The sequence below is a fragment of the Thermus sp. KWY1 genome, assembly GCF_057547025.1.
The window spans coordinates 14,449-34,373 of the sequence record NZ_BAAJPG010000017.1; the positions used below are offsets into that span (position 1 = coordinate 14,449).

Below are 19,925 nucleotides of genomic sequence, written 5' to 3' on the forward strand. Positions count from 1 at the left end.
AAGCGCAAGGGCTTCCGCGGTACCACCGCGCTTCCTGGAGATAGCCTCCAGGCCCTCATTTCCGCGCGATCACGGGCGCACCCGGCGGGCATTACTCGAGGCTCCTAGCCCCTTTCCTCCCGCGGCTCCGGGGTGATCTTCCCGCCTTTCCTCACCACCGGGCTTCCACCCTCCCCGGCTCGCTCTAGGCTATTGGAAAGGGGTACTCTCCCCATCCTCGCCTTTACAGCTCCCGCCTCCTGGGGTAAAATCCCCCGTTGGCGGCTAAGCCCATGCTAGCAGCCTTTCCCCTGGCTTGACAACGCCCCCATCGGGTCTGCTAGACTCAGGCTAAGCCGGTTCCCCTTCCGCGCAAAAGGAGCGTCCATGGAGCTGTACTTGGATACCGCCAACTTGGAGGAGATACGGGAGATCGCTGCCTGGGGGGTGCTCTCTGGGGTGACCACCAACCCCACCCTGGTGGCTAAGGAGTATGCGGGCCGAGGAGCAAAGCTGACCGAGGAGGTTCTGTTCGCTCACCTACGGGCCATATGTGAGGTGGCGAAGGGACCTGTGTCGGCGGAGGTGACCGCGCTGGAGGCAGGGGCCATGGTGGAGGAGGGCCTGCGGCTTGCCGCCATCCACCCCCACATCGTGGTCAAGCTGCCCACCACCGAGGAGGGCCTGAAGGCCTGCAAGCGCCTTTCCACCCAGGGGGTGAAGGTGAACATGACCTTGATCTTTTCCGCCAACCAGGCTCTTCTGGCAGCCCGGGCAGGGGCAGCCTATGTTTCCCCCTTCCTGGGCCGGGTGGACGATATCTCCTGGGACGGGGGAGAGCTTTTGCGGGAGATCGTGGAGCTGATCCAGGTCCAGAACCTGCCGGTCAAGGTCATCGCTGCCTCCATCCGTCACCCCCGCCATGTGACGGAGGCCGCCCTTCTGGGGGCGGACATCGCCACCATGCCCTATACGGTTTTCAAGCAGCTTCTTAAGCATCCTTTGACGGACATAGGGCTTAGACGCTTTATGGAGGACTGGGAGAAGGTCAAGCCATGAGGAGAAAAGCGGATACCCAACAAGAAGCGCCCCTCACCTACCAGGAGCTTTCGGCCAAGATTCTGCCGGAGCTGCACCTCCTGGCCCAGGAAGCGGGCATAGAGAACTACAAGCGCATGAAGAAGGACCAGCTCATCATGGCCCTCCTGGAGCGGCAGACCCAGGGTGAGGGCCTGCAGCTGGTCAAGGGGTACCTGGAGATCAGCCCGGATGGGTACGGGTTCATTACCGAGAACCTGTACAACCTGGAATCCCGTGTGGCCATCGTCTCTGCGGGTCTCATCCGGCAGTATGCCTTGAGGAGCGGGGACTACATCGTGGGCCGGGTGCGACCTCCGCGGGAGAACGAGCGCTACGGAACCCTCCTCAAGGTGGAGGCGGTGAACGACCTGGATCCCGAGGCCGCCAAGAACCGGCCCCGCTTTGACGAGCTCATCCCCCAGTTCCCCGACCGGCAGATCAAGCTGGAAACCACCCCCGATGAGCTTTCCACCCGGGTGATCGACCTGCTGGCCCCCATCGGCCGGGGGCAGCGGGGGCTCATCGTGGCCCCGCCCAAGGCGGGCAAGACCACCCTCCTCAAGAAGATCGCCAATGCGGTCCTGAAGAACGAACCCGACATCAAGGTGATCGTTTTGCTCATAGACGAGCGCCCCGAGGAGGTCACGGACTTCCGGGAAAGCGTCCAGGGAGCCGAGGTCATCGCCAGCACCTTTGACGAACCTCCCCAGAACCATATCCGGGTGGCGGAGTTCGTCCATGAGAGGGCCAAGCGCATCGTGGAGGAGGGGGGGCACGTGATGATCCTCCTGGACTCCATCACCCGCCTGGCCCGGGCCAACAACCTGGTGACCCCACCCACGGGCCGTACCCTGTCGGGCGGTTTGGACTCCGCTGCCCTGTACTTCCCCAAGCGCTTCCTGGGAGCGGCCCGCAACATCCGGGGTGGAGGTAGCCTCACCATCCTGGCCACCGCCTTGGTGGAAACGGGAAGCCGCATGGACGACGTGATCTTTGAGGAGTTCAAGGGGACGGGCAACATGGAGCTCCACCTTTCCCGCCGCCTCGAGGAGCGCCGCATCTTCCCGGCCATCGACATCCTGAAGTCCGGGACCCGTCGGGAGGAGCTCCTCTTGGGCGAGGAGGTGGTGCACAAGATGTGGCTTCTGCGCAAGGTCCTGGCGGATATGGACCCGGCGGAGGCCATGGAGATGCTCCTTGCCCGCCTGGGGCGCACCAAGAACAACAAGGAGTTTCTGGCGTCCTTGGCCGCCCGTTAGGCGGGATTTTCCCTTGGGGGGCGGAAAGCCCGCCCCCCAAGGCCTTTTGCCCCTTGCCTTTTCCCCGCTTGGTCCTGGTATAATCCCCGCGAGGTTTTGGCGGGGTTTGGGAGGTGAGCATTGCGGGGAGTATGGGGAAGTTTATGGCTCTTGGTTTCCTCTTTGGCCTTCGCCAAGCTGCCTGCTCTTAGCCCCCTTCCTCTTCCCGAGAACACGGTGGAGGTGGGCCAGGCGGTCAAAAAGGGATGGGTGGTCTATGAGGTGAAGCCCGGGGATACCCTGGCGGGGATTGCCGCTCGTTACGGGGTGGATCCCCGGCACATCATGTGGTCCAGCAACCTGCAAGGCGATCGCTTGCAGGTGGGGCAAAGGCTTCTTATCCCCTTGGTGGCCGTGGAGGACCGTTCCCCCCGGGTACCCCCGGGGGTGGAGGTGTACCGCGTGCGCCCGGGGGATACCCTGCAGGGAGTGGCGAGCCGTTATGGTGTAAGCGTTCTGGACCTGGTTTCCGCCAACCCTTCCTTAGAGAGCTTGGACCGGCTGGTGGCGGGGAGCGTCCTGTACATTCCAAGAAAGGCTAAGGGCTTGGTGGTATCCCTGCCCGAGGGGCAGACCCTGGTGGACCTGGCGGCTCGTTTCGGCCTCTCCCCGGTGGCGGTGGCCCGGGCCAACGGGGTGAAGGATCCCTTGGACTTGAAGCCAGGGGACCTGGTCCTCCTGCCCGGTATCCAGGCCAAAACCACGTACCAACGCCTTCTGGCCAAACAGGAGGCGGAGCGCCAAGCCCGCCTCGAGGCCGAGCGGCGCCGCCAGGAGGAGCTTAGGCGCCTGGCGGAGGAGAGGAGGAGGCAGCAGGCCTTGGCCCAGCAACGTACCCGGCAGGTGCAGCAGGCCCAGACCCAGCGGCCCCAGGTGCGCCGGGTGAGCTACCAGGAAGGGGCCATGCGCTGGCCTCTTTCCGGTTTCCGCATCACCACCTACTTCGGCCAGAGGGGAGCCTTCCAGCGCTACCACACGGGGATCGACCTGGCTGCTCCTTACGGCACCCCCATCGTGGCGGCCAAGGCGGGGCAGGTGGAGGTGGCGGGTTGGAGCTCCGTGGGCTATGGCTTCCATGTGGTGCTGGACCACGGGGGCGGGGTGGAAACCCTTTACGCCCACATGTCGCGCATCGCTGTGCGGGCAGGCCATTGGGTGGAAGCCGGGCAGGTGATCGGGTACGTGGGCTCCACCGGCTGGTCCACCGGGCCCCACCTGCACTTTGAGGTGAGGGTGGGTGGGGTGGTCCGCAATCCTCTGGCGTATTTGCCCTAAGGGGTTATTTCCCCGCCCAGAAGCCCTTGGGCTTCTGGGGTTTGTGTTCCCTTGGGCTTGACCCGGTGGGCGGTAAGCTGGAGGATGGAGGACGGGATGGAGAAGGGTACCTTCCAGATCAAGACCGGCTTTGCCGAGATGTTCAAGGGCGGGGTGATCATGGACGTGACCACCCCCGAGCAGGCGGTGATCGCCGAGGAGGCGGGGGCGGTGGCGGTGATGGCCCTGGAGAGGGTTCCCGCCGACATCCGGGCCCAGGGGGGCGTGGCCCGCATGTCCGACCCCAAGGTCATCAAGGAGATCATGGCCGCGGTGTCCATTCCCGTGATGGCCAAGGTGCGGATCGGCCACTTCGTGGAGGCCATGATCCTCGAGGCCCTGGGGGTGGACTTCATCGACGAGTCCGAGGTCCTCACCCCTGCGGATGAGGAGCACCACATCGACAAATGGAAGTTCAAGGTGCCCTTCGTCAACGGGGCCCGGGACCTGGGGGAGGCCTTAAGGCGCATCGCTGAGGGAGCGGCCATGATCCGCACCAAGGGGGAGGCGGGCACGGGCAACGTGGTGGAGGCGGTCCGCCACGCCCGCACCATGTGGAAGCAGATCCGCTACGTCCAGTCCCTCCGGGAGGACGAACTCGTGGCCTACGCCAAGGAGATCGGGGCCCCCTTGGAGCTGGTCCGGTGGGTCCACGACCACGGCCGCCTTCCCGTGGTGAACTTCGCCGCCGGGGGCATCGCCACCCCGGCCGATGCCGCCTTGATGATGCACCTGGGGATGGATGGGGTCTTCGTGGGAAGCGGCATCTTCAAGTCCGGGGACCCCAAGAAGCGGGCCCGGGCCATCGTGCGGGCGGTGACCCACTACAACGATCCCGAGGTGCTGGCTGAGGTTTCCGAGGACCTGGGGGAGCCCATGGTGGGTATCAACCTGGATCAACTGAGGGAAGAGGAGCGCCTGGCCAAGCGAGGCTGGTAAGGGAAGCCTGGGGTAAGGCCATGGCCCGGGCGGTCTGTGGGGTTTACGAGATCCACCCTGAGCGGGTGGAGAAGGCGCGCGCGGCCTTGCCCGAGGAGGCGGTGCTGGGGGAAGCCGCCCTCCTCCTTAAGGCCCTGGCCGACCCCACCCGGATGCGCCTTCTTCTGGCTTTGAAGACGGCGGGGGAGCTTTGCGTGTGCGATCTAGCCCTCCTCGCTGGGGTTTCGGTTTCTGCGGTGAGCCATCAGCTCAGGCTTCTGCGCCAGGCAAGGCTGGTGGCCTTCCGGAGAGAGGGAAAGTGGGTCTACTACCGCTTGGCGGACGAGCACGTGGAACGGCTTCTTGAGGGGGCTTTGGAGCACGCGGAAGAGAACACTTGACTAGCTACTCAAATGATGCTACCATGGGGGCATGGAGGCTCACAGGGTTCGCGTGTTCCGGGTGGAGGGTTTGGACTGCGCCGACTGCGCCTTAAAGGTGGAGAAAGCCCTTTCCGAGGTGCCTGGAGTGGTGCAGGCCCAGGTCAGCTTTGCCAGCGGTAAGGCGTATCTGCACCTCGAGGTTCCCGGGGCGGAGAAGGAGGCGGAAAGGGTGGTTTCCGCCCTGGGCTACCGTTTGAAGCCTGAAGGGGACACGACCAGGGGGGTTTTGGGACCCTGGCGCTGGGCCTTGGCTTCCGGAGGGCTTCTCCTGGCGGCCTTTTTGGCTTCGCTCTTCCTCCCCGGCCTAGCCCCTTGGGGCTATCGGCTGGCGGCCTTGGTGGGGGTTTTCCCCCTGGCTCGTCGTGCGGTGGCTGCGTTCCGGCAAAACCCCTTTAGCATGCAGAGTCTGGTCACGCTGGCCACCCTTGGGGCCTTGGCCATCGGGGCGGAGGCCGAGGCGGCGGTGGTGGTCTTCCTCTTCCTGGTGGGGGAGGTGCTGGAGGCTTATAGCGTGGCCCAGGCCCGCAGGTCCCTTTACGCCCTTTCCGAGCTTCTTCCCAGGCGGGCCTACCGCCTGAAGGAGGGTGGGGTGGAGGAGGTGCCCCTTAAGGCCTTGAGGGTGGGGGACCTGGTGAGGGTGCCCCCGGGGGAGCGGGTACCGGCCGACGGGGTGGTGGTGTCTGGACAGGCTTCCGTGGAGGAGGCCGCCTTCACCGGGGAGCCCTTGCCTAGGCCCAAGGGGATAGGGGACCGGGTTTACGGGGGCAGTCTGGTGCAGGAGGGGAGCTTGGTGGTAAAGGTGGAGCGCCTTCCCGAGGAGGGCTTCCTGGCGGAGATGGAACGCCTGGCGGAGGGGGCCTTGCTTAAGAAGAGCCAGGCGGAGCGGGTGGTGGATGCCTTTAGCCGCCGCTACACCCCGGCGGTCCTGGCCCTGGCAGGCTTCGTGGCCCTGGTCCTTCCCCTTTTCCGGGGGGATTTCCTGGGGCATGTCTACAAGGCCTTGGGCCTTCTCCTCATCGCCTGTCCCTGCGCTCTGGTGGTGTCGGTGCCTGCGGCCATCGCCGCAGGGGTGGCCCGGGGAGCCAGGGCGGGGGTGCTCTTTAAGAGCGGGGCGGCCCTGGAGCGCTTGGCTGGGGTTCGCTACGTGGCTTTGGACAAGACGGGAACCCTGACCCTGGGAAAGCCCACGCTGGTGCGGGTGGTTACCTTTGGGGTTTCGACGGAGGAGGCCTTGGCCCTGGCGAAGGGGGTGGCGGAGGGTTCCTCCCACCCCTTAGCCCGGGCGGTGCGGGAGGCTTCGGGCCCCAAGGCCTTGCCCTCGGAGGAGCATCGGGCGGTGCCGGGCCTCGGGGCCTTCGCTCGGGTGGAGGGGAAGGAGGTGGGTTTGGTGCGGCCCGAGGCCTGGGACCTGCCCCCGGAAGTAGAGGCCCAGGTGAAGGCCTTGACGGAGGAAGGCTTCAGCCTTTCCCTCTTGGTTAGGGAGGGGGTTCCCTTGGCCCTCTTGGCCTTCCAGGATACCCCCCGCCTCGAGGCCCGGGAAGTCTTGGCCGAACTGCGCCGACTGGGCCTTAAGCCCCTCCTGCTTACCGGCGACCGGGAGACCTCTGCTTTGGCTTTGGGCACGGCCATAGGGCTTTTTCCTGAGGAAATCCGGGCTGGCCTTTCTCCCGTGGACAAGCTCCGCCTGGTGGAGGAGTTGGCAGGTAGGGGTGGCGTGGCCATGGTGGGGGATGGGGTGAACGACGCCCCAGCCCTGGCCAAGGCCACGGTAGGGCTTGCCGTGGCCGAGGGCACGGAAGCGGCCCTGCAGAGTGCAGACGTGGGGCTTCTGAGCCTTGCCGCCTTGCCCCGGGCCTTCCGGCTAAGCCGCCTGACCCTGGGCGTGGTCCGCCAGAACGTGGCCTTGGCGGTGGGGCTCAAGGGGCTTTTCCTCTTCACCACCCTCATGGGTTACACGGGGCTTTGGACCGCAGTGCTGGCGGACAATGGAGCACTCGTGTTGGTGACGGCCAACAGTCTGCGTCTTTTGTGGCGCCGGGTATAGTAATCCCATGCCCGTGCGCAGGTATCCCAGGCTACTAGAGCAGTTTCTTGAAAGTGAGGCCAAAGGAGGGCTGGTCCTCTTCTTGGCGGCTCTTCTGGCATTTATACTGGCCAACACTCCGGCGGCCACGGTCTATTTTGGGCTACGAGAAGTTCTGGTGGGTGTTCGTTTTGGCGAGTTTTCATTGGAAAAGCCGCTGCTTCTTTGGGTCAACGACCTCCTCATGGCGTTTTTCTTCCTACTGGTGGGACTGGAGCTTAAGCGTGAACTTGTTTCTGGCGAGCTTAAGAATCCCAGGAGGGCTGGGCTAGCCTTGGCAGGGGCGGTAGGGGGGATGATCCTGCCGGCCTTTTTGTACCTGGCAATCAATCCCAGTCTGCCCGAGGCTCGTGGCTGGGGAGTACCCATGGCCACGGACATCGCCTTTGCCTTGGGGGTTTTGGCTCTGGTACCTCGGGTGCCTCTGGGACTTAAGCTCTTTCTCACTGCCTTAGCCATAGTAGATGACCTGGGGGCGGTTTTGGTGATTGCCCTCTTCTACACCGGGGGCTTAGAATCCCTTCCCTTGATCCTGGCGGTCCTGATCCTGGGTTTTGCTCTTCTGCTCAATCGCCTAGGGGTGTGGCATCTTTGGCCCTACATGCTTCTGGGGTTACTTCTGTGGTATTTTGTCCTCCAGTCAGGTCTTCATGCTACCTTGGCCGGGGTGCTTTTGGCTTTGGCTGTCCCTCTGCGGCGGGCTAGGGCTTTCCAGGGGGCTACCTCTGCCCAGGACCCCGAGGAGCTGGAGGGGGAGTTGGAAGGCCTCGAGGAGCAGGTGGAGGAAGCGCAAAGCCCCTTGCACCGTCTGGAACACACCCTTCACCCTTGGGTAGCCTTTGGGGTGTTGCCGGTTTTTGCATTTTTTAATGCTGGGGTTGCCTTGCAGGGGCTGGGGTTTGGTTCCGTGGCCTGGGGGATAAGCTTGGGTCTTCTCTTGGGGAAACCTTTGGGAATCTTCTTTGCTTCCTGGCTAGCGTTGCGGTTGGGTTTGGGCGCCTTGCCCGAAGGGGTGAACCTAAAGTCCATTGTGGGTGTGGGCTTTTTGGCAGGCATTGGCTTTACCATGGCCCTTTTCATTGCTGGCTTGGCCTTTGAAGGGGGGATGCTGGACCAAGCCAAGGTGGGGGTACTCTCCGCTTCTCTAGTGGCCGGGTTAGTGGGTGTTCTTTTGGTGCGAGCTTCCCTTGACAGGTCCGAAGCCTAGGTCCAGGATGAGGGGCGTGGTCGGCGTCCTAGCCCTGCAAGGGGATTTCCGCGAGCACAAGGAGGCGCTTAAGCGCCTGGGGATAGAGGCCAAGGAGGTGCGGAAGAAGGAGCACCTGGAGGGGCTCAAGGCCCTCATCGTGCCTGGCGGGGAGTCCACCACCATCGGCAAGCTGGCCCGGGAATACGGAATCGAGGACGAGGTGCGCAAGCGGGTGGAAGAGGGTTCCCTGGCCCTCTTCGGCACCTGCGCCGGGGCCATCTGGTTGGCCAAGGAGATCGTGGGCTACCCCGAGCAACCCCGTTTGGGGGTGTTGGAGGCATGGGTGGAACGCAACGCCTTTGGCAGGCAGGTGGAAAGCTTTGAGGAGGACCTCGAGGTCCGGGGTTTGGGTCCCTTCCACGGGGTTTTCATTAGAGCCCCAGCCTTCCGCAAATTGGGGGAGGGAGTGGAGGTGCTGGCGGAGCTGAATGGTCTTCCCGTCCTGGTACGCCAGGGCAAGATCCTCGCCAGCGCCTTCCACCCCGAGCTCACCCAGGACCCCAGGCTTCACCGGTACTTCCTGGAGCTGGCAGGCCTCTAGGGCCGCATCCGGGTGTACATCCTGGGGAAGGGGATGGCCTCCCGCACGTGGTTAAGGCCACAGATCCAGGCCACGGTGCGCTCGAGGCCCAGCCCAAACCCCGAGTGGGGCACGCTCCCGAAGCGCCTCAGGTCCAGGTACCAGCCGTAGACCTCCTCGGGGAGGCCGAACTCCCGGATCTTCTGCTTAAGGAGCTCGAGGTCGTGGATCCTTTGGCTGCCCCCGATGATCTCCCCGTAGCCCTCAGGGGCCAGGAGGTCGTCGTTGAGGACGAGCTCGGGGTCCTCGGGGTCGGGCTCCATGTAGAAGGCCTTCACCTTGGCGGGGTAGCGCTCCACGAAGACCGGCCGGTCAAACCGTCGGCTTAAGGCGGCCTCCTGGGGGGCGCCGAAGTCCTCCCCGTAGGCCATGGGGGGCACCTCGGGGTCCTCCTCCGCCAGGCGGTTCACCAGGGCCACGGCCTCCTTGTAGGTGAGGCGGGGGTAGTTCCCCTCCGCCGCGGGTTCCAGCGCCTTTGGATCCCGCTCCAGCATCTCCAGCTCCCGGGCCCGCCGTTCCAGGACCCGGCCCACCAGGAAGGCCACCAGTTCCTCCTGGAGGGCCATGTTCTCCTCGTGGGTCATGAAGGCCACCTCGGGCTCCACCATCCAGAACTCCAGGAGGTGCCGCCGGGTCTTGCTCCTTTCCGCGCGGAAGGTGGGGCCGAAGGTGTAGACCTTGCCGAAGGCCAAAGCGCCGGCCTCCGCGTAGAGCTGGCCCGACTGGGAGAGGTAGGCCTTCTCCCCGTCAAAGAGCTCCACCTCAAAGAGCTCCGTGGTGCCCTCCACCGCGCTCGGGGTGAGGATGGGGGCGTCAAAGCGGAGGAAGCCCCTCGCCCCGAAGAACTCGTGGATGGCCCGTTCCAGCTCGTCCCGGATGCGCAGCACCGCGAAGGGCCTGCGGTGGCGGAGCCAGAGGTGGCGGTGGTCCAGGAGGAAGTCTATACCGTGCTCCTTGGGCCCGATGGGGTACTCCTCCTTTGGGCGGCTCACCACCTCGAGGTCCCGCACGGCCAGCTCGTACCCCCCGGGGGCCCGCTCGTCCTTGCGCACCACGCCCCTTAGGATGAGGGCCGTCTCCTGGGGGAGGTGGTCCGCCTCCCGGAAGGCCGCCTCCGGCACCTCCCCCTTCACCACCGTGGCCTGGAGGAAGCCGGTGCCGTCCCGGAGGATGAGGAAGTGGATCTTCCCCTTGCTCCTTTTCCCGTAGAGCCAGCCCCTGAGCTCCACCTCCTGGCCCTCGTGCTGGGCGATGTCCTCTATGAAAACCCGCATACCTAGGGGATTTTACCCCCTATCCACCTTAGGGCCTCCCTAAGCCCGCAGGCCTCCACCGGGGGGGCCACCCAGCGGGCCGCCTTCTGCACCGATAGGGGCGCGTTCCCCATGGCCACGCCCAGGCCCACGGCCCGGATGAGCTCCAGGTCGTTCTCCCCGTCCCCCACCATGGCCGCCTCCTCCAGGGAAACCCCGTAGGCCTGGGCCACCCGCTCCGCCGCGGTGCGCTTGCTCACCCCCCGCTTGGTGAGGGAGAGGAAGCGTACCCCGGGCATCTTGGGGCTTTCCGCCAGGTGGGGGGCGAGCTCTTCCGGGAGGGCTTCCAGGAAATCTTCCACGGGGTCTTCAGGCCTCAGGAGGACCTGGAGCCGGACCAGGCCGGTGAGGGAGAGGAGGTCTTCCTCTTCCGCCTTTAGGTCCAGAAGGGCTTGGTGGGCATCGAGGATGGGGTCTTCCCCCTCCACGTAGAACCCCCCGTCCGCGGTGTAGGCCTCGAGGAGAAGCCCAAGCCTCCGCCCAAGCCGCACCGCCTCCTTCGCCGCCCCTTCCGGCAGGGCCTCCACGTGGAAGGGGAGGGCCGGGGGGGTATGGAGGTCTTGGCCCAGGGCCAGGACCACCGCCCCGGACTCAAAGATGTGGAGGCCCGTGGGGTCCAGCCTCCGGGCGTAGCGGAGGGCCGCCCCCCGCCCGGGCCGCCCCGTGACCAGGCTGAAGCGAACCCCCTCGGCCTTGGCCTCCTCTATGGCCTCCCAGGCGCACGCCGGCACCCCCCTGGGCCCCACCAGGGTGCCGTCCACGTCCAGGAAGACGAGCCTCAAAGCTCCCCCACCTCCACGAGGGCGGCCTCCCCCCCGATCTCCACCCCGTAGGGCTCCCCCGAGGGGCTGTAGGCCACCCGCACCTCCACCGTGCCCGGGTTCCCCAGCCGGTGCCCCTGGTAGAAGGTGAGGCGGACCTCCCCCTCGCGCCTCGGCACCACCCCCGCCCGGGCCAAAAGGGCCCCTAAGGCGGCGTTGGCCGAGCCCGTCACCGGGTCCTCGGGGATCCCGAGGAGCGGGGCGAAGCTCCGGGCGTAGAAGCTCCGCGGGCCCATGGGGGCGTAGGCGTGCACCGTGCCCAGGCCGAGCTTTTGGGAAACCCTCCTGAGGGCGGCCATCTCCGGCTCCAGGGCGTCCACCACCCCGGGGGCCACCAGGGGGACGAAGAGGCTCCAGATGCCGGTGTAGGCGATGCCGTAGGGAAGCCCCCGGTGGAGGTAGCGCTCGTCCGTGCCCAGGGCCTCCAGGACCTCCTTCAGGGTCTGGTAGGGGGGGAGGTCGCGGAAGCGGGGCCTGGGCCCCCGCACCCAGGCCTTCTGGGGCGTGCCCGCCTCGTAGGCGATCTCCACGGGGAGGGTTTCCCCCGGGGTTTCCAGGTAGATCCGCTCCACCCCTTCCGGGGCCAGGCCCAGCCGCACCAGGGTGAGGCCCAGGGCGATGGCCGCGTGGCCGGAGAACTCCACCTCCCCCTCGGGGGTGAAGAAGCGCACCCCGTACACCACCCCTTCCCGTTCCAGGACGAAGGCCGTCTCCGGGGTGCCCGTCCTTTGGGCAAGGGCCCGGAGGGCCTCCGCGTCCAGGCCCCGGGCGTCCAGCACCAGGGCCACCCGGTTCCCCGCCCCCGGGGTGGGGGTGAAGGCGTCCACCAAGGCGTAGGGAATCCTAGCCATGCCGGATCACCATCAGGCCAAGCTCCCGGAGCTGCTCCTCCGAGACGGGGCTCGGGGCCCCCGTGAGGGGGTCCTTGCCCTCCTTGTTCTTGGGGAAGGCGATGACCTCGCGGATGGAGGGGCTTCCCGTCATGAGGGCGAGGAGGCGGTCCAGGCCCCAGGCGATGCCCCCGTGGGGCGGGGCCCCGTAGGTGAGGGCCTCGAGGAAGAAGCCGAACTTCTCCTTTTGCTCCTCCTCCCCGATGCCGAGGAGGCGGAACATCCGGGCCTGGAGCTCGGGGTCGTGGATGCGGATGGACCCCCCGCCCACCTCCACCCCGTTCAGCACCAGGTCGTAGGCCAGGGCCCGCACCCGCCCCGGGTCCTCCTCCAGAAGGGGCAGGTCCTCGGGGTGGGGGCTGGTGAAGGGGTGGTGCATGTAGGTCCAGCCCCCCCGCGCTTCGTCCCACTCCAGGAGGGGGAAGTCCACCACCCAGAGGAAGGCGAAGCCCTCCCGCTTAAGGCCGAGGAGGTCGGCTAGCTGGAGGCGCACCGCCCCCATGGCCTCCTGCGCCCTTCTCAGGTCCCCCGCGGCGAAGAGGAGGGTGTCCCCCACCCCTGCCCCCGTGGCCTCCAGGAGGGCCTCCCTTTGGGCTTCCAGGTGCTTGGCCACCCCTCCGGAAAGGCCCCCTTCCTCCACCCGGGCCCAGGCCAGGCCCCCGGCCCCGTGGCGCTTGGCCACCTCCTCAAGCTCCGCGATCTCCTTACGGGAGAGGGCCTTGGGGACGGCCAGGGCCTTCACGCTCTCCGCCTCGCGGAAGAGGGCGAAGGGGCTTTCCCGGAAGAGCCCCCCCACCTCCTTGAGCTCGAGGCCGAAGCGGGTGTCGGGCTTGTCCGAGCCGAAACGCTCCATGGCCTCCCGGTAGGGGAGGCGGGGAAAGGGGAGGGAAAGCTCCACCCCCAGGGCCTCGCGGAAGACGTGGGCCATGAGGCGCTCGTTCAGGGAGAGGATGTCCTCCACCTCCACGAAGCTCATCTCCAGGTCCAGCTGGGTGAAGTCGGGCTGGCGGTCGGCCCTTAGGTCCTCGTCCCGGAAGCAGCGGGCGATCTGGAAGTAGCGGTCCAGCCCCGCCACCATGAGCATCTGCTTGAAGAGCTGGGGGGACTGGGGGAGGGCGTAGAAGAGGCCGGGCTCATGCCGGTAGGGCACCAGGAAGTCCCGCGCCCCTTCCGGGGTGCTCTTGGTGAGGAAGGGGGTTTCCACCTGGACGAAGCCCTCCCGGTCCAGAAAGTCCCAGATGGCCTTGATGACCCGGTGGCGGAGGCGGAGGTTTTCCTGCATGCGCTTCCGCCTGAGGTCCAAATAGCGGTACTTCAGGCGGAGCTCCTCCGAGGCCTCCTTCTCCTCCTCCCCCCGCCAGCCGGCGTCCACGGGGAAGGGGGGGGTCTTAGCCTGGGCCAGGACGGTGAGCTCGGAAAGCTCCACCTCCAGGCTTCCCGTGGGGAGCTTGGGGTTGGGCTCCGGGCGGCGGCGCACCACCCCCTTGGCCCGCACCACCCACTCCCCCCGGACCTTTTCCGCCTCCCGGTAGGCCGGGCTTTCGGGGTGGGCCACCAGCTGCACCAGCCCTTCCCGGTCCCGGAGGTCCAGGAAGATGAGCCCCCCCAGGTCCCGGCGGCGGTTCACCCAGCCCTCCAGGACCACCTCCTTTCCGATATCCTCTTCCCTTAAAAGCCCGGCGTAGTGGGTACGGCGCATAATCTTCCCAAGATTACCCCAAAGCCCTAAGGAGATGCCCCAGGACCTCCTCTTCCCTCAGGCGCACCTGCTCCCCGGTGGCCAGGTGCTTGAGGGTTACCTCCTTAAGCCGTAGCTCCTCCTCCCCCAAAAACCCCACGAAGGCCGCCCTTCGCTTCAGGGCCTCCTCCAGCCCCTTGGCGGGCTTCTTGGGGCTTAGGCTGAACTCCACCCGCACCCGGGGCCTTAGGCGCTGGGCCAGGTGGAAGGCCGCCTCCACCCCTTCTTCCACCAGGGGGATGAGGTAGAGGTCGGGGCCCCGCTCCGGGGGGAGGGCCACCCCTTCCGCCTGCAGGGCCAGGGCCACCCGCTCCACCCCGAAGGCGAAGCCCACCCCCGGCACCCTGGGCCCCCCCAGGAGCTCGGAAAGCCCGTCGTACCGCCCCCCGCCCCCTAAGGCGGACTGGGCCCCGATCTTTTGGTGGTGGACCTCAAAGGCGGTGCGCACGTAGTAGTCCAGGCCCCGCACCAAGGCCGGGTCCAGCTCGTAGGGGATGCCGAGCTTTTCCAAGTGCCTTTCCACCGCCAAAAGGTGCGCCCGGGCCTCCTCCCCAAGGAAGTCCAGCATGGGCTTCACCCCAAGCTCCCTTAGGAGGGCCTGGTCCTTTTCGCTCTTGGAGTCCAGGATGCGCATGGGGTTGAGGAGAAGCCTTTCCTTGGAGTCCTCGGAGAGCTCTTCCCGGTAGGGGCCTAAGACCTCCCTTAGGTAGGCGTTGTAGCGGGCCCGGTCCTCGGGGTCGCCCACGGAGGAGAGCTTCACCAAAAGGCCCCTAAGCCCAAGCTCCTTTAGAACCGTCCAGAGAAGGGCGATGGCCTCCGCGTCCACCAAAGGGTCCTCCGAGCCCAGGGCCTCGTAGTCCACCTGGTGGAACTGGCGGTAGCGCCCCTTTTGCGGCCGTTCTGCCCGGAACATGGGCCCCGCCATCCAGAGCCTCACGGGCTTTGGCCAGACCTTCATCCCGTGCTCCAGGTAGGCCCGCACCATGGCCGCCGTGCCCTCGGGGCGGAGGGTGAGGGAGCGTCCCCCCCGGTCCTGGAAGGTGAACATCTCCTTCCTGACGATGTCGGTGGAGATCCCTACCCCCTTCTCGAAGACCTGGGTTTCCTCAAACACCGGGGTGATGAGTTCCAGGGCCCCCGCCCCCTCCAGCACCCGGCGGGCGGTGGCCACGATGTGCTGGTGGAGCCTTAGCTCTTTGCCGAAAAGATCCTTGGTGCCGCGCACGGCCATACCCCTTCACTTTACCCGAGGGCGAAGGCTATACTGCAGCCATGCCCTCGAAGGGTTCCGTACGGGGGTTTCTGGTATTCCTCTACCTCCTCCTCACCCTCACCGCCTCCACTGGGGTGGCCCTGCAGATGTACCTCATGCAGGTGCAGAACCCCGGCCTCCGGACGGATCTCTGCCAGGCCCCTGGGGAGGAGAGGGAGGTGGACCACTCCCTCTTCTGTGGCCTGCAGGTCTCTCCAGGTCTACCCCCCATAGGGGAGGTGGCGCCTCCTGCGCTGGTGCGGGTGCTCCGGGCCAGGGTTGCCCCCGTGCCCGGCTATCCGGAACCCCAGGGAAGGGCTTTTTCTCCCCGCTCCCCTCCTTTTGCCCTGAAGATCGCCGCTTGAGTTGGACAAAGGCTCTTTGGGCAAAAGGAGGGGAGAATCTTGGAAGCAGTGGTGTACACGGAAAGTTTGCAGCTTTATGCCCTGGTGCACGGGGCGCTTGGCCCAGCCGGTTGGAAGGTGTACTGGAAGGAAGGCCGTGGCCTGGCCCTGGCGGGGCTGGACCAGATGGAAAAGGGCGAGGTGCTCCTTTGGGCCACCCCTTGGGGGCTTAGGGCCTATGACCCTTGGGGCATGATCTTTCTCACCCGTCGGGACGATCCCAGGACCTTGGCTTCAGGCCTTGAGGGACGGGTGGGCCTGCGGCTTCTTCCAGGAGAAAAGGCAGTGTTGTGGGCGGTGGGAAACGGAGTTCCCCCGAGGGTGGGGGCCTTGGCCCAGGCCCTGGGGTTTTCCCGGGACCGGGCCCGCTTTTTCCTGAAGGGGGTTACCAACAAGTTTGGCCTGGGGCAGGAAGCGTTAGTCCACCTGGCCCGGCATCAGGTGAAGGTAATGGGGCTTAAGGACCACCTGGAGTCTTTGCCCGGGGCGCAGGTTCAAACGGGCCTGGACGTGCCTGGGAAGCAGGATCTGCAAGCGGATGGATCCCTGGAACACGCCCCGGTAGGCGAGGCCTTCCGGATGAAGGCTTACCAGCACGCCCTCTAGGATGTTTTCCGGGGGTGGAGGCCGGTCCTGGCGCACCACGATGACCTCCTCGGCCCGGATGCCCACCCAGGCGGTATCCCCGGGCCGGGCCCAGGGGGGGAGGGAAAGGCGGAGATGGACCCCGTTGACCTCCACGCCCCCAGGTTCTATGCGGGCCGGGAATAGGTTTTCGTAGCCCAGCAGCCTGGCCACCAGGAGCTGGCTTGGGGCGGAGTACACTTCCTCGGGCGGGCCTTCTTGCAGGATGGTTCCCGACCCCATCACCACAAGCCAGTCGGCCATGCGGGCCAGGATGGGGTCGTGGCTCACCGCCAGGGTGGGGATTCCTTCCCGACGGATGAGTTCCACCAGCTCCCCCAGAACCTGGTCCTTGGTGAGGGGGTCCAGGGCGCTGGTGGGCTCGTCCAGAAGGAGAATCTCCGGGTTCCTGGCCAAAGCCCGGGCGAGGGCCACCCGTTGCTTCTGGCCGCCGGAAAGCTGGCTCGGGCGTTTGTGGGCGTGCTCCTCGAGGCCAACCCGCTCCAGGAGGGCCAGGGCCCTAGCCTTCCGGTTTCCTCCCGCCAGGGGAAAGGCCACGTTCTCCCAGGCGGTCATGTGGGGGAAGAGGGCCAGGTCCTGGGGCAGGTAGCCCACGGGCCGTCTTTCGGGGGGAAGGCCCCCATAGGGCCTGCCCTCAGCGGGCACCAGGCCTGCCAGGGCCTTGAGAAGCGTGGTCTTGCCTACGCCGCTTTCCCCGAGGAGCACGGTGAAGCCCTGGATGTGGAACCGGGCCTCGAGGGCAATGGGTTTTCTTATGCGGTAGTGGACTTCCATGCCCGTCCTTTGGCCTCCAAAACGCGTGCCAGGACCAGGAGGAGAAGGCTTATGAAGAGGAGGGCCAGGGCGGCCTCCGCCGCCTCACGGAAGCGCAGGGCCTGGACCAGGTCGTAGAGATAGATGCTCACCATCTGCGTCTTCCCCGGGATGGAGCCCCCCACCATGAGCACCACCCCGAACTCCCCGAGGGTATGGGCGAAGCCCAGGAGGGTCCCCGAGAGGAGGCCGGGCCAGGTGAGGGGCAGGACCACCCGGGTCCAGACCCGCCACCGGGGAACCCCCAGGGTGCGGGCCACTTCCAGGAGGATCCGGTCCAGGGCCAAGAAGGCCTCCCGGTAGGCGGTGAGGGCGAAGGGCAGGCTGAAGAGGACGCTGGCGAAGACGAGGCCTTCCAGGCGGAAGGCCCAGGAGAGCCCGGTGAGGCGGTGCCAGGGGCCTTCCGGCCCCAGGAAGATCAGGAGGTAAAAGCCTAGGACCGTGGGGGGAAGAACCAGGGGCAGGAGGAAGACTGCCTCCAGGAAGGCCTTGCCCGGGAAGGAGCGGAAGGCCAGGAGCCAGGCCAAGGGAATTCCCAAGAGGAGGAGGATGCCCGAGGCCCAAAGGGCCACCTTTAGGGAGAGCTCTAAAGCGGCCCAGAAGAGCGGATCCACCCTACTCCCCCGGCAAGAGGAAGCCGTAGCGCCGGAAGATCCCCCGGGCCTCCGGACTTCCTATGAAGTTGTAGAAGGCCAGGACTTCGGGGCGCCCGCGCCCTTTGAGAATCACGTAGTCCTGCTCCAGGGTGAGGTGGCTTCCCAGGGGAGCGAGCCAGTATTCCCCGGGTTCCGAAAGGCTCGGGTGAATGGCCAGGGAAAGGGCCAGAATCCCCACCTGGGTGGTGGTGAGGGCGAGCTGGGCCGTCAGGGCGATGTTCTCCCCGTAGACGAAGGCGAAGTCCCTCTTGCCCTGGCGCAAAGGACTGGCATCCCAGTAGGCCTCTACCCCCCCGCTGAGCTTTTCCCAAGGGATCTCCTCCCAGGAGAGCTGGGGGAAGGGCTTGGAGAGCCCGGGGAGGGAGAGGGGGCGGCGCTTGAGGAGGCCGAGGTGCTCCAAGAGGGTTACGGCGGCCCGGCCGTAAGGGGCGTGGACCGGGTTGGCCACGGTCACCTGGGTCACCCTGGGGTCCAGGAGGGCTTGGGGGCTGGGCTTTAGGCCGAGCCTTTTGCTCATCCAGATGACCATGCGCCCCAAGGCGTAGGGCTTGCGGGTTTTGGGCTCGGCCAGCCCCTTTTGCTCCAGGAGTTCCGGGTAGACCTTCTCGGCGGAGAAGAAGAGGTCGGCCTCGAGGCCCTGGGTGAGCTGGGTGTAAAACTTGCCCGAGGAGCCGAAGATGAGCTCCACCTTCACCCCCGGGTTTTTGGCCTCAAAGGCCCGGGCGATCTCCTGGAGGGCGTACTGCAGGTCCGAGGCCGCCACCACCCGCACCTTCTGCGCCAGCCCTAAGCCGAATAAACCGAACAAGAGGATTAGAACGCTTACCCTTCTCACGCTACCTCCTTTGCTACCACGGCAGGCGGCAGGGTTACCCCCGCCACCCCGGGGCCCGAGAGCCCGGCCCAGAAGGCCCTTGGGGTCTTCTGGGCTCGGAGGCGGGGGCATTCTATCATCCCACCCCGCTGCGGCTCCACCTCTTGCATAAGTTTGCAACCCTGCGCTATCCTATAAGCCTTATGGCGGGAGAAGCCCTGCCCCGGCCTAAGGACCTACTGGACTTTTCCGGCTACGGACCCCAGGAGCTTTGGGCACTTCTGAACCTCGCGGAGGCCCTGAAGCGGGAGCGCTACCGGGGGGAGGACCTGAAAGGCAAGGTCCTGGCCCTCCTCTTTGAAAAGCCCTCCCTGCGCACGAGGACGACCCTCGAGGTGGCCATGCTCCACCTTGGGGGGCATGCGGTTTACCTGGACCAGAAGCAGGTGGGGATCGGGGAGAGGGAGCCCGTGAGGGACATCGCCAAGAACCTGGAGCGCTTCGTGGAAGGGATCGCCGCCCGCGTATACCGGCACGAGACCGTGGAGGAACTCGCCCGCCACGCCCGCATCCCGGTGATCAATGCCCTTTCCGACCGGGCCCATCCCTTGCAGGCTCTGGCGGACCTCCTCACCTTGAAGGAGGCCTTCGGGGGATGGGAGGGCCTCGAGGTGGCCTGGGTGGGGGATGGCAACAACGTGTTGAACTCCCTTCTTGAGGTGGCTCCCCTGGTGGGCCTTAGGATGCGGGTGGCCACGCCAAGGGGGTATGAGCCGGATCCTGGCCTTTTGCAGAAAGCGGGGGCCTTCTTTACCCATGATCCCAAGGAAGCCGCCTTGGGAGCCCATGCCCTTTACACCGATGTCTGGACCAGCATGGGCCAGGAAGCGGAGCGGGAAAGGCGGCTCAGGGACTTCAATGGATTCCAGGTAAACGGGGAGCTTTTGCAGCTGCTACGGCCCCAGGGCATCTTTCTCCACTGCCTTCCGGCCCACTATGGTGAGGAAACCACCGAGGAGGCGGTGCACGGGCCCCGTAGCCGGGTCTTTGACCAGGCGGAAAACCGTCTTCACACCGCTAAGGCCGTCCTCCTGCGCCTGCTAAGCTAGGGGTATGGTCCGGCCTTACCGCTTCTCCCTCGAGGAGTTTCTACGGCTTCCCCTGCCCGAGCGGGGTGTGGAGCTTTTGAGGGGGGAGATATACCAGATGGCACCTATTGGATCCCGTCATGCGGATTTGGTGGATCGGTGGGCAGAAGTGCTCCTTCGCACCTTTTCGGGCAGGGCCCGGGTGCGGATACAAGGTCCTTTCGCTATTCCGCCAGACACCTATCTGGAACCTGATCTCCTTCTGTGCCAGTTGAAGGATTACCGGGAGCGCTATCCTGTTCCCGATGAGGTGCTCTTGGCAATAGAGGTCGCGGACACCAGCTTGGAATACGACTTAGGAAGAAAGGTTCCCCTTTACGCCCAGGGAGGGGTTCTGGAGGTTTGGGTACAGGATTTAACTCAGGGCCGCCTCTTGGTCTTCCGGGGTCCTGCGGGCGACCACTACCGGGAGCAGCTTTGGCTTTCCCCTGGGGAAAAACTGGCTCCCTTGGCCTTCCCTGACATTCCTTTGGAGGTGCCGTGGTAA

19 protein-coding genes, 1 riboswitch and 1 other annotated feature (1 of these 21 running past the window's edge) are annotated in these 19,925 nt (G+C 65.9%); of the genes, 11 read left to right on the forward strand and 8 right to left on the reverse strand.

Annotation, left to right across the window (positions count from 1 at the left end; all coding sequences use genetic code 11):
• Positions 1 to 227: a binding site (T-box leader), on the reverse strand; it reaches 11 nt to the left of the window's first position.
• Positions 228 to 366: 139 nt separating this feature from the next.
• The 8 genes from fsa to pdxT all read left to right on the forward strand — a co-directional run bounded on the left by fsa (position 367) and on the right by pdxT (position 8,905).
• The gene (fsa, locus tag AC27GT_RS04720; RefSeq protein WP_054391747.1) at positions 367 to 1,038 is read left to right on the forward strand and encodes a fructose-6-phosphate aldolase; all 672 of its coding nucleotides are present in this window, start codon (positions 367 to 369) and stop codon (positions 1,036 to 1,038) included.
• Positions 1,035 to 2,318 carry a transcription termination factor Rho gene (gene rho, locus AC27GT_RS04725; protein WP_015717442.1) on the forward strand — a complete coding sequence of 428 codons (1,284 nt, stop codon included), beginning with the start codon at positions 1,035 to 1,037 and terminating at the stop codon, positions 2,316 to 2,318. The genes fsa and rho overlap by 4 nt, the downstream gene beginning before the upstream one ends.
• A gap of 120 nt (positions 2,319 to 2,438) precedes the next feature.
• On the forward strand, positions 2,439 to 3,632 hold the full coding sequence (locus AC27GT_RS04730; protein ID WP_487223599.1) for a LysM peptidoglycan-binding domain-containing M23 family metallopeptidase: 1,194 nt from the start codon (positions 2,439 to 2,441) through the stop codon (positions 3,630 to 3,632).
• A gap of 96 nt (positions 3,633 to 3,728) precedes the next feature.
• The gene (gene pdxS / locus AC27GT_RS04735) at positions 3,729 to 4,610 is read left to right on the forward strand and encodes a pyridoxal 5'-phosphate synthase lyase subunit PdxS (RefSeq protein WP_487223600.1); all 882 of its coding nucleotides are present in this window, start codon (positions 3,729 to 3,731) and stop codon (positions 4,608 to 4,610) included.
• A gap of 20 nt (positions 4,611 to 4,630) precedes the next feature.
• Positions 4,631 to 4,990 carry an ArsR/SmtB family transcription factor gene (locus AC27GT_RS04740; protein WP_487223601.1) on the forward strand — a complete coding sequence of 120 codons (360 nt, stop codon included), beginning with the start codon at positions 4,631 to 4,633 and terminating at the stop codon, positions 4,988 to 4,990.
• Positions 4,991 to 5,021: 31 nt separating this feature from the next.
• Positions 5,022 to 7,076 carry a heavy metal translocating P-type ATPase gene (locus tag AC27GT_RS04745; RefSeq protein ID WP_487223602.1) on the forward strand — a complete coding sequence of 685 codons (2,055 nt, stop codon included), beginning with the start codon at positions 5,022 to 5,024 and terminating at the stop codon, positions 7,074 to 7,076.
• A gap of 7 nt (positions 7,077 to 7,083) precedes the next feature.
• Complete coding sequence (nhaA, locus tag AC27GT_RS04750) at positions 7,084 to 8,322, forward strand: Na+/H+ antiporter NhaA (RefSeq protein ID WP_038032361.1); 1,239 nt, start codon at positions 7,084 to 7,086, stop codon at positions 8,320 to 8,322.
• A 7-nt stretch (positions 8,323 to 8,329) separates the two neighbouring features.
• The gene (gene pdxT / locus AC27GT_RS04755) at positions 8,330 to 8,905 is read left to right on the forward strand and encodes a pyridoxal 5'-phosphate synthase glutaminase subunit PdxT (RefSeq protein ID WP_071676406.1); all 576 of its coding nucleotides are present in this window, start codon (positions 8,330 to 8,332) and stop codon (positions 8,903 to 8,905) included.
• On the opposite strand, the gene asnS is transcribed toward pdxT, so the two are convergent.
• The 5 genes from asnS to hisS are packed head-to-tail and all read right to left on the reverse strand — an operon-like array spanning position 8,902 to position 14,937.
• A complete protein-coding gene (asnS, locus tag AC27GT_RS04760; RefSeq protein WP_487223603.1) occupies positions 8,902 to 10,218 on the reverse strand; it encodes an asparagine--tRNA ligase in 1,317 nt (438 codons plus the stop codon). The genes pdxT and asnS overlap by 4 nt on opposite strands.
• Positions 10,219 to 10,220: 2 nt before the next feature.
• On the reverse strand, positions 10,221 to 11,039 hold the full coding sequence (locus tag AC27GT_RS04765; RefSeq protein ID WP_487223604.1) for an HAD family hydrolase: 819 nt from the start codon (positions 11,037 to 11,039) through the stop codon (positions 10,221 to 10,223).
• Complete coding sequence (locus tag AC27GT_RS04770) at positions 11,036 to 11,929, reverse strand: PhzF family phenazine biosynthesis protein (RefSeq protein ID WP_018461961.1); 894 nt, start codon at positions 11,927 to 11,929, stop codon at positions 11,036 to 11,038. The genes AC27GT_RS04765 and AC27GT_RS04770 overlap by 4 nt, the downstream gene beginning before the upstream one ends.
• Positions 11,922 to 13,667 carry an aspartate--tRNA ligase gene (gene aspS, locus AC27GT_RS04775; protein WP_487223605.1) on the reverse strand — a complete coding sequence of 582 codons (1,746 nt, stop codon included), beginning with the start codon at positions 13,665 to 13,667 and terminating at the stop codon, positions 11,922 to 11,924. Before aspS ends, AC27GT_RS04770 begins: the two co-directional genes overlap by 8 nt.
• Positions 13,668 to 13,680: 13 nt before the next feature.
• Positions 13,681 to 14,937: a histidine--tRNA ligase gene (hisS, locus tag AC27GT_RS04780; protein ID WP_487223606.1), complete on the reverse strand. Its 1,257-nt coding sequence runs from the start codon at positions 14,935 to 14,937 to the stop codon at positions 13,681 to 13,683.
• A 41-nt stretch (positions 14,938 to 14,978) separates the two neighbouring features.
• Here hisS and AC27GT_RS04785 point away from each other — a divergent pair, with 41 nt between their 5' ends.
• Positions 14,979 to 15,323 (forward strand): hypothetical protein, encoded by a 345-nt coding sequence (locus AC27GT_RS04785; protein ID WP_487223607.1) that lies wholly within the window; start codon positions 14,979 to 14,981, stop codon positions 15,321 to 15,323.
• A gap of 456 nt (positions 15,324 to 15,779) precedes the next feature.
• On the opposite strand, the gene AC27GT_RS04790 is transcribed toward AC27GT_RS04785, so the two are convergent.
• From AC27GT_RS04790 to modA, 3 genes are all read right to left on the reverse strand, one after another.
• Positions 15,780 to 16,781: an ABC transporter ATP-binding protein gene (locus tag AC27GT_RS04790; RefSeq protein WP_487223608.1), complete on the reverse strand. Its 1,002-nt coding sequence runs from the start codon at positions 16,779 to 16,781 to the stop codon at positions 15,780 to 15,782.
• The gene (gene modB, locus AC27GT_RS04795) at positions 16,760 to 17,434 is read right to left on the reverse strand and encodes a molybdate ABC transporter permease subunit (protein WP_487223609.1); all 675 of its coding nucleotides are present in this window, start codon (positions 17,432 to 17,434) and stop codon (positions 16,760 to 16,762) included. Before modB ends, AC27GT_RS04790 begins: the two co-directional genes overlap by 22 nt.
• 1 nt (position 17,435) lies before the next feature.
• The gene (modA, locus tag AC27GT_RS04800) at positions 17,436 to 18,311 is read right to left on the reverse strand and encodes a molybdate ABC transporter substrate-binding protein (protein ID WP_487223610.1); all 876 of its coding nucleotides are present in this window, start codon (positions 18,309 to 18,311) and stop codon (positions 17,436 to 17,438) included.
• A riboswitch (molybdenum cofactor riboswitch) is annotated at positions 18,301 to 18,424 on the reverse strand. It overlaps the preceding gene by 11 nt.
• A gap of 69 nt (positions 18,425 to 18,493) precedes the next feature.
• On the opposite strand from modA, the gene argF reads away from it, so the two are divergent.
• Positions 18,494 to 19,399, forward strand: a complete 906-nt coding sequence (argF, locus tag AC27GT_RS04805; protein WP_487223611.1) for an ornithine carbamoyltransferase — start codon at positions 18,494 to 18,496, stop codon at positions 19,397 to 19,399.
• A 4-nt stretch (positions 19,400 to 19,403) separates the two neighbouring features.
• Positions 19,404 to 19,925, forward strand: a complete 522-nt coding sequence (locus AC27GT_RS04810) for a Uma2 family endonuclease (RefSeq protein WP_015717419.1) — start codon at positions 19,404 to 19,406, stop codon at positions 19,923 to 19,925.

Bases quoted from the DNA above. Each gene is read 5' to 3' on its own strand.
- argF (WP_487223611.1), top strand. From the start codon at position 18,494: ATGGCGGGAGAAGCCCTGCCCCGGCCTAAGGACCTACTGGACTTTTCC.
- nhaA (WP_038032361.1), top strand. From the start codon at position 7,084: ATGCCCGTGCGCAGGTATCCCAGGCTACTAGAGCAGTTTCTTGAAAGT.
- AC27GT_RS04745 (WP_487223602.1), top strand. From the start codon at position 5,022: ATGGAGGCTCACAGGGTTCGCGTGTTCCGGGTGGAGGGTTTGGACTGC.
- AC27GT_RS04785 (WP_487223607.1), top strand. From the start codon at position 14,979: ATGCCCTCGAAGGGTTCCGTACGGGGGTTTCTGGTATTCCTCTACCTC.
- pdxT (WP_071676406.1), top strand. From the start codon at position 8,330: ATGAGGGGCGTGGTCGGCGTCCTAGCCCTGCAAGGGGATTTCCGCGAG.
- fsa (WP_054391747.1), top strand. From the start codon at position 367: ATGGAGCTGTACTTGGATACCGCCAACTTGGAGGAGATACGGGAGATC.
- rho (WP_015717442.1), top strand. From the start codon at position 1,035: ATGAGGAGAAAAGCGGATACCCAACAAGAAGCGCCCCTCACCTACCAG.
- aspS (WP_487223605.1), bottom strand. From the start codon at position 13,667: ATGCGCCGTACCCACTACGCCGGGCTTTTAAGGGAAGAGGATATCGGA.
- pdxS (WP_487223600.1), top strand. From the start codon at position 3,729: ATGGAGAAGGGTACCTTCCAGATCAAGACCGGCTTTGCCGAGATGTTC.
- AC27GT_RS04740 (WP_487223601.1), top strand. From the start codon at position 4,631: ATGGCCCGGGCGGTCTGTGGGGTTTACGAGATCCACCCTGAGCGGGTG.
- asnS (WP_487223603.1), bottom strand. From the start codon at position 10,218: ATGCGGGTTTTCATAGAGGACATCGCCCAGCACGAGGGCCAGGAGGTG.
- hisS (WP_487223606.1), bottom strand. From the start codon at position 14,937: ATGGCCGTGCGCGGCACCAAGGATCTTTTCGGCAAAGAGCTAAGGCTC.
- AC27GT_RS04790 (WP_487223608.1), bottom strand. From the start codon at position 16,781: ATGGAAGTCCACTACCGCATAAGAAAACCCATTGCCCTCGAGGCCCGG.
- AC27GT_RS04810 (WP_015717419.1), top strand. From the start codon at position 19,404: ATGGTCCGGCCTTACCGCTTCTCCCTCGAGGAGTTTCTACGGCTTCCC.
- AC27GT_RS04770 (WP_018461961.1), bottom strand. From the start codon at position 11,929: ATGGCTAGGATTCCCTACGCCTTGGTGGACGCCTTCACCCCCACCCCG.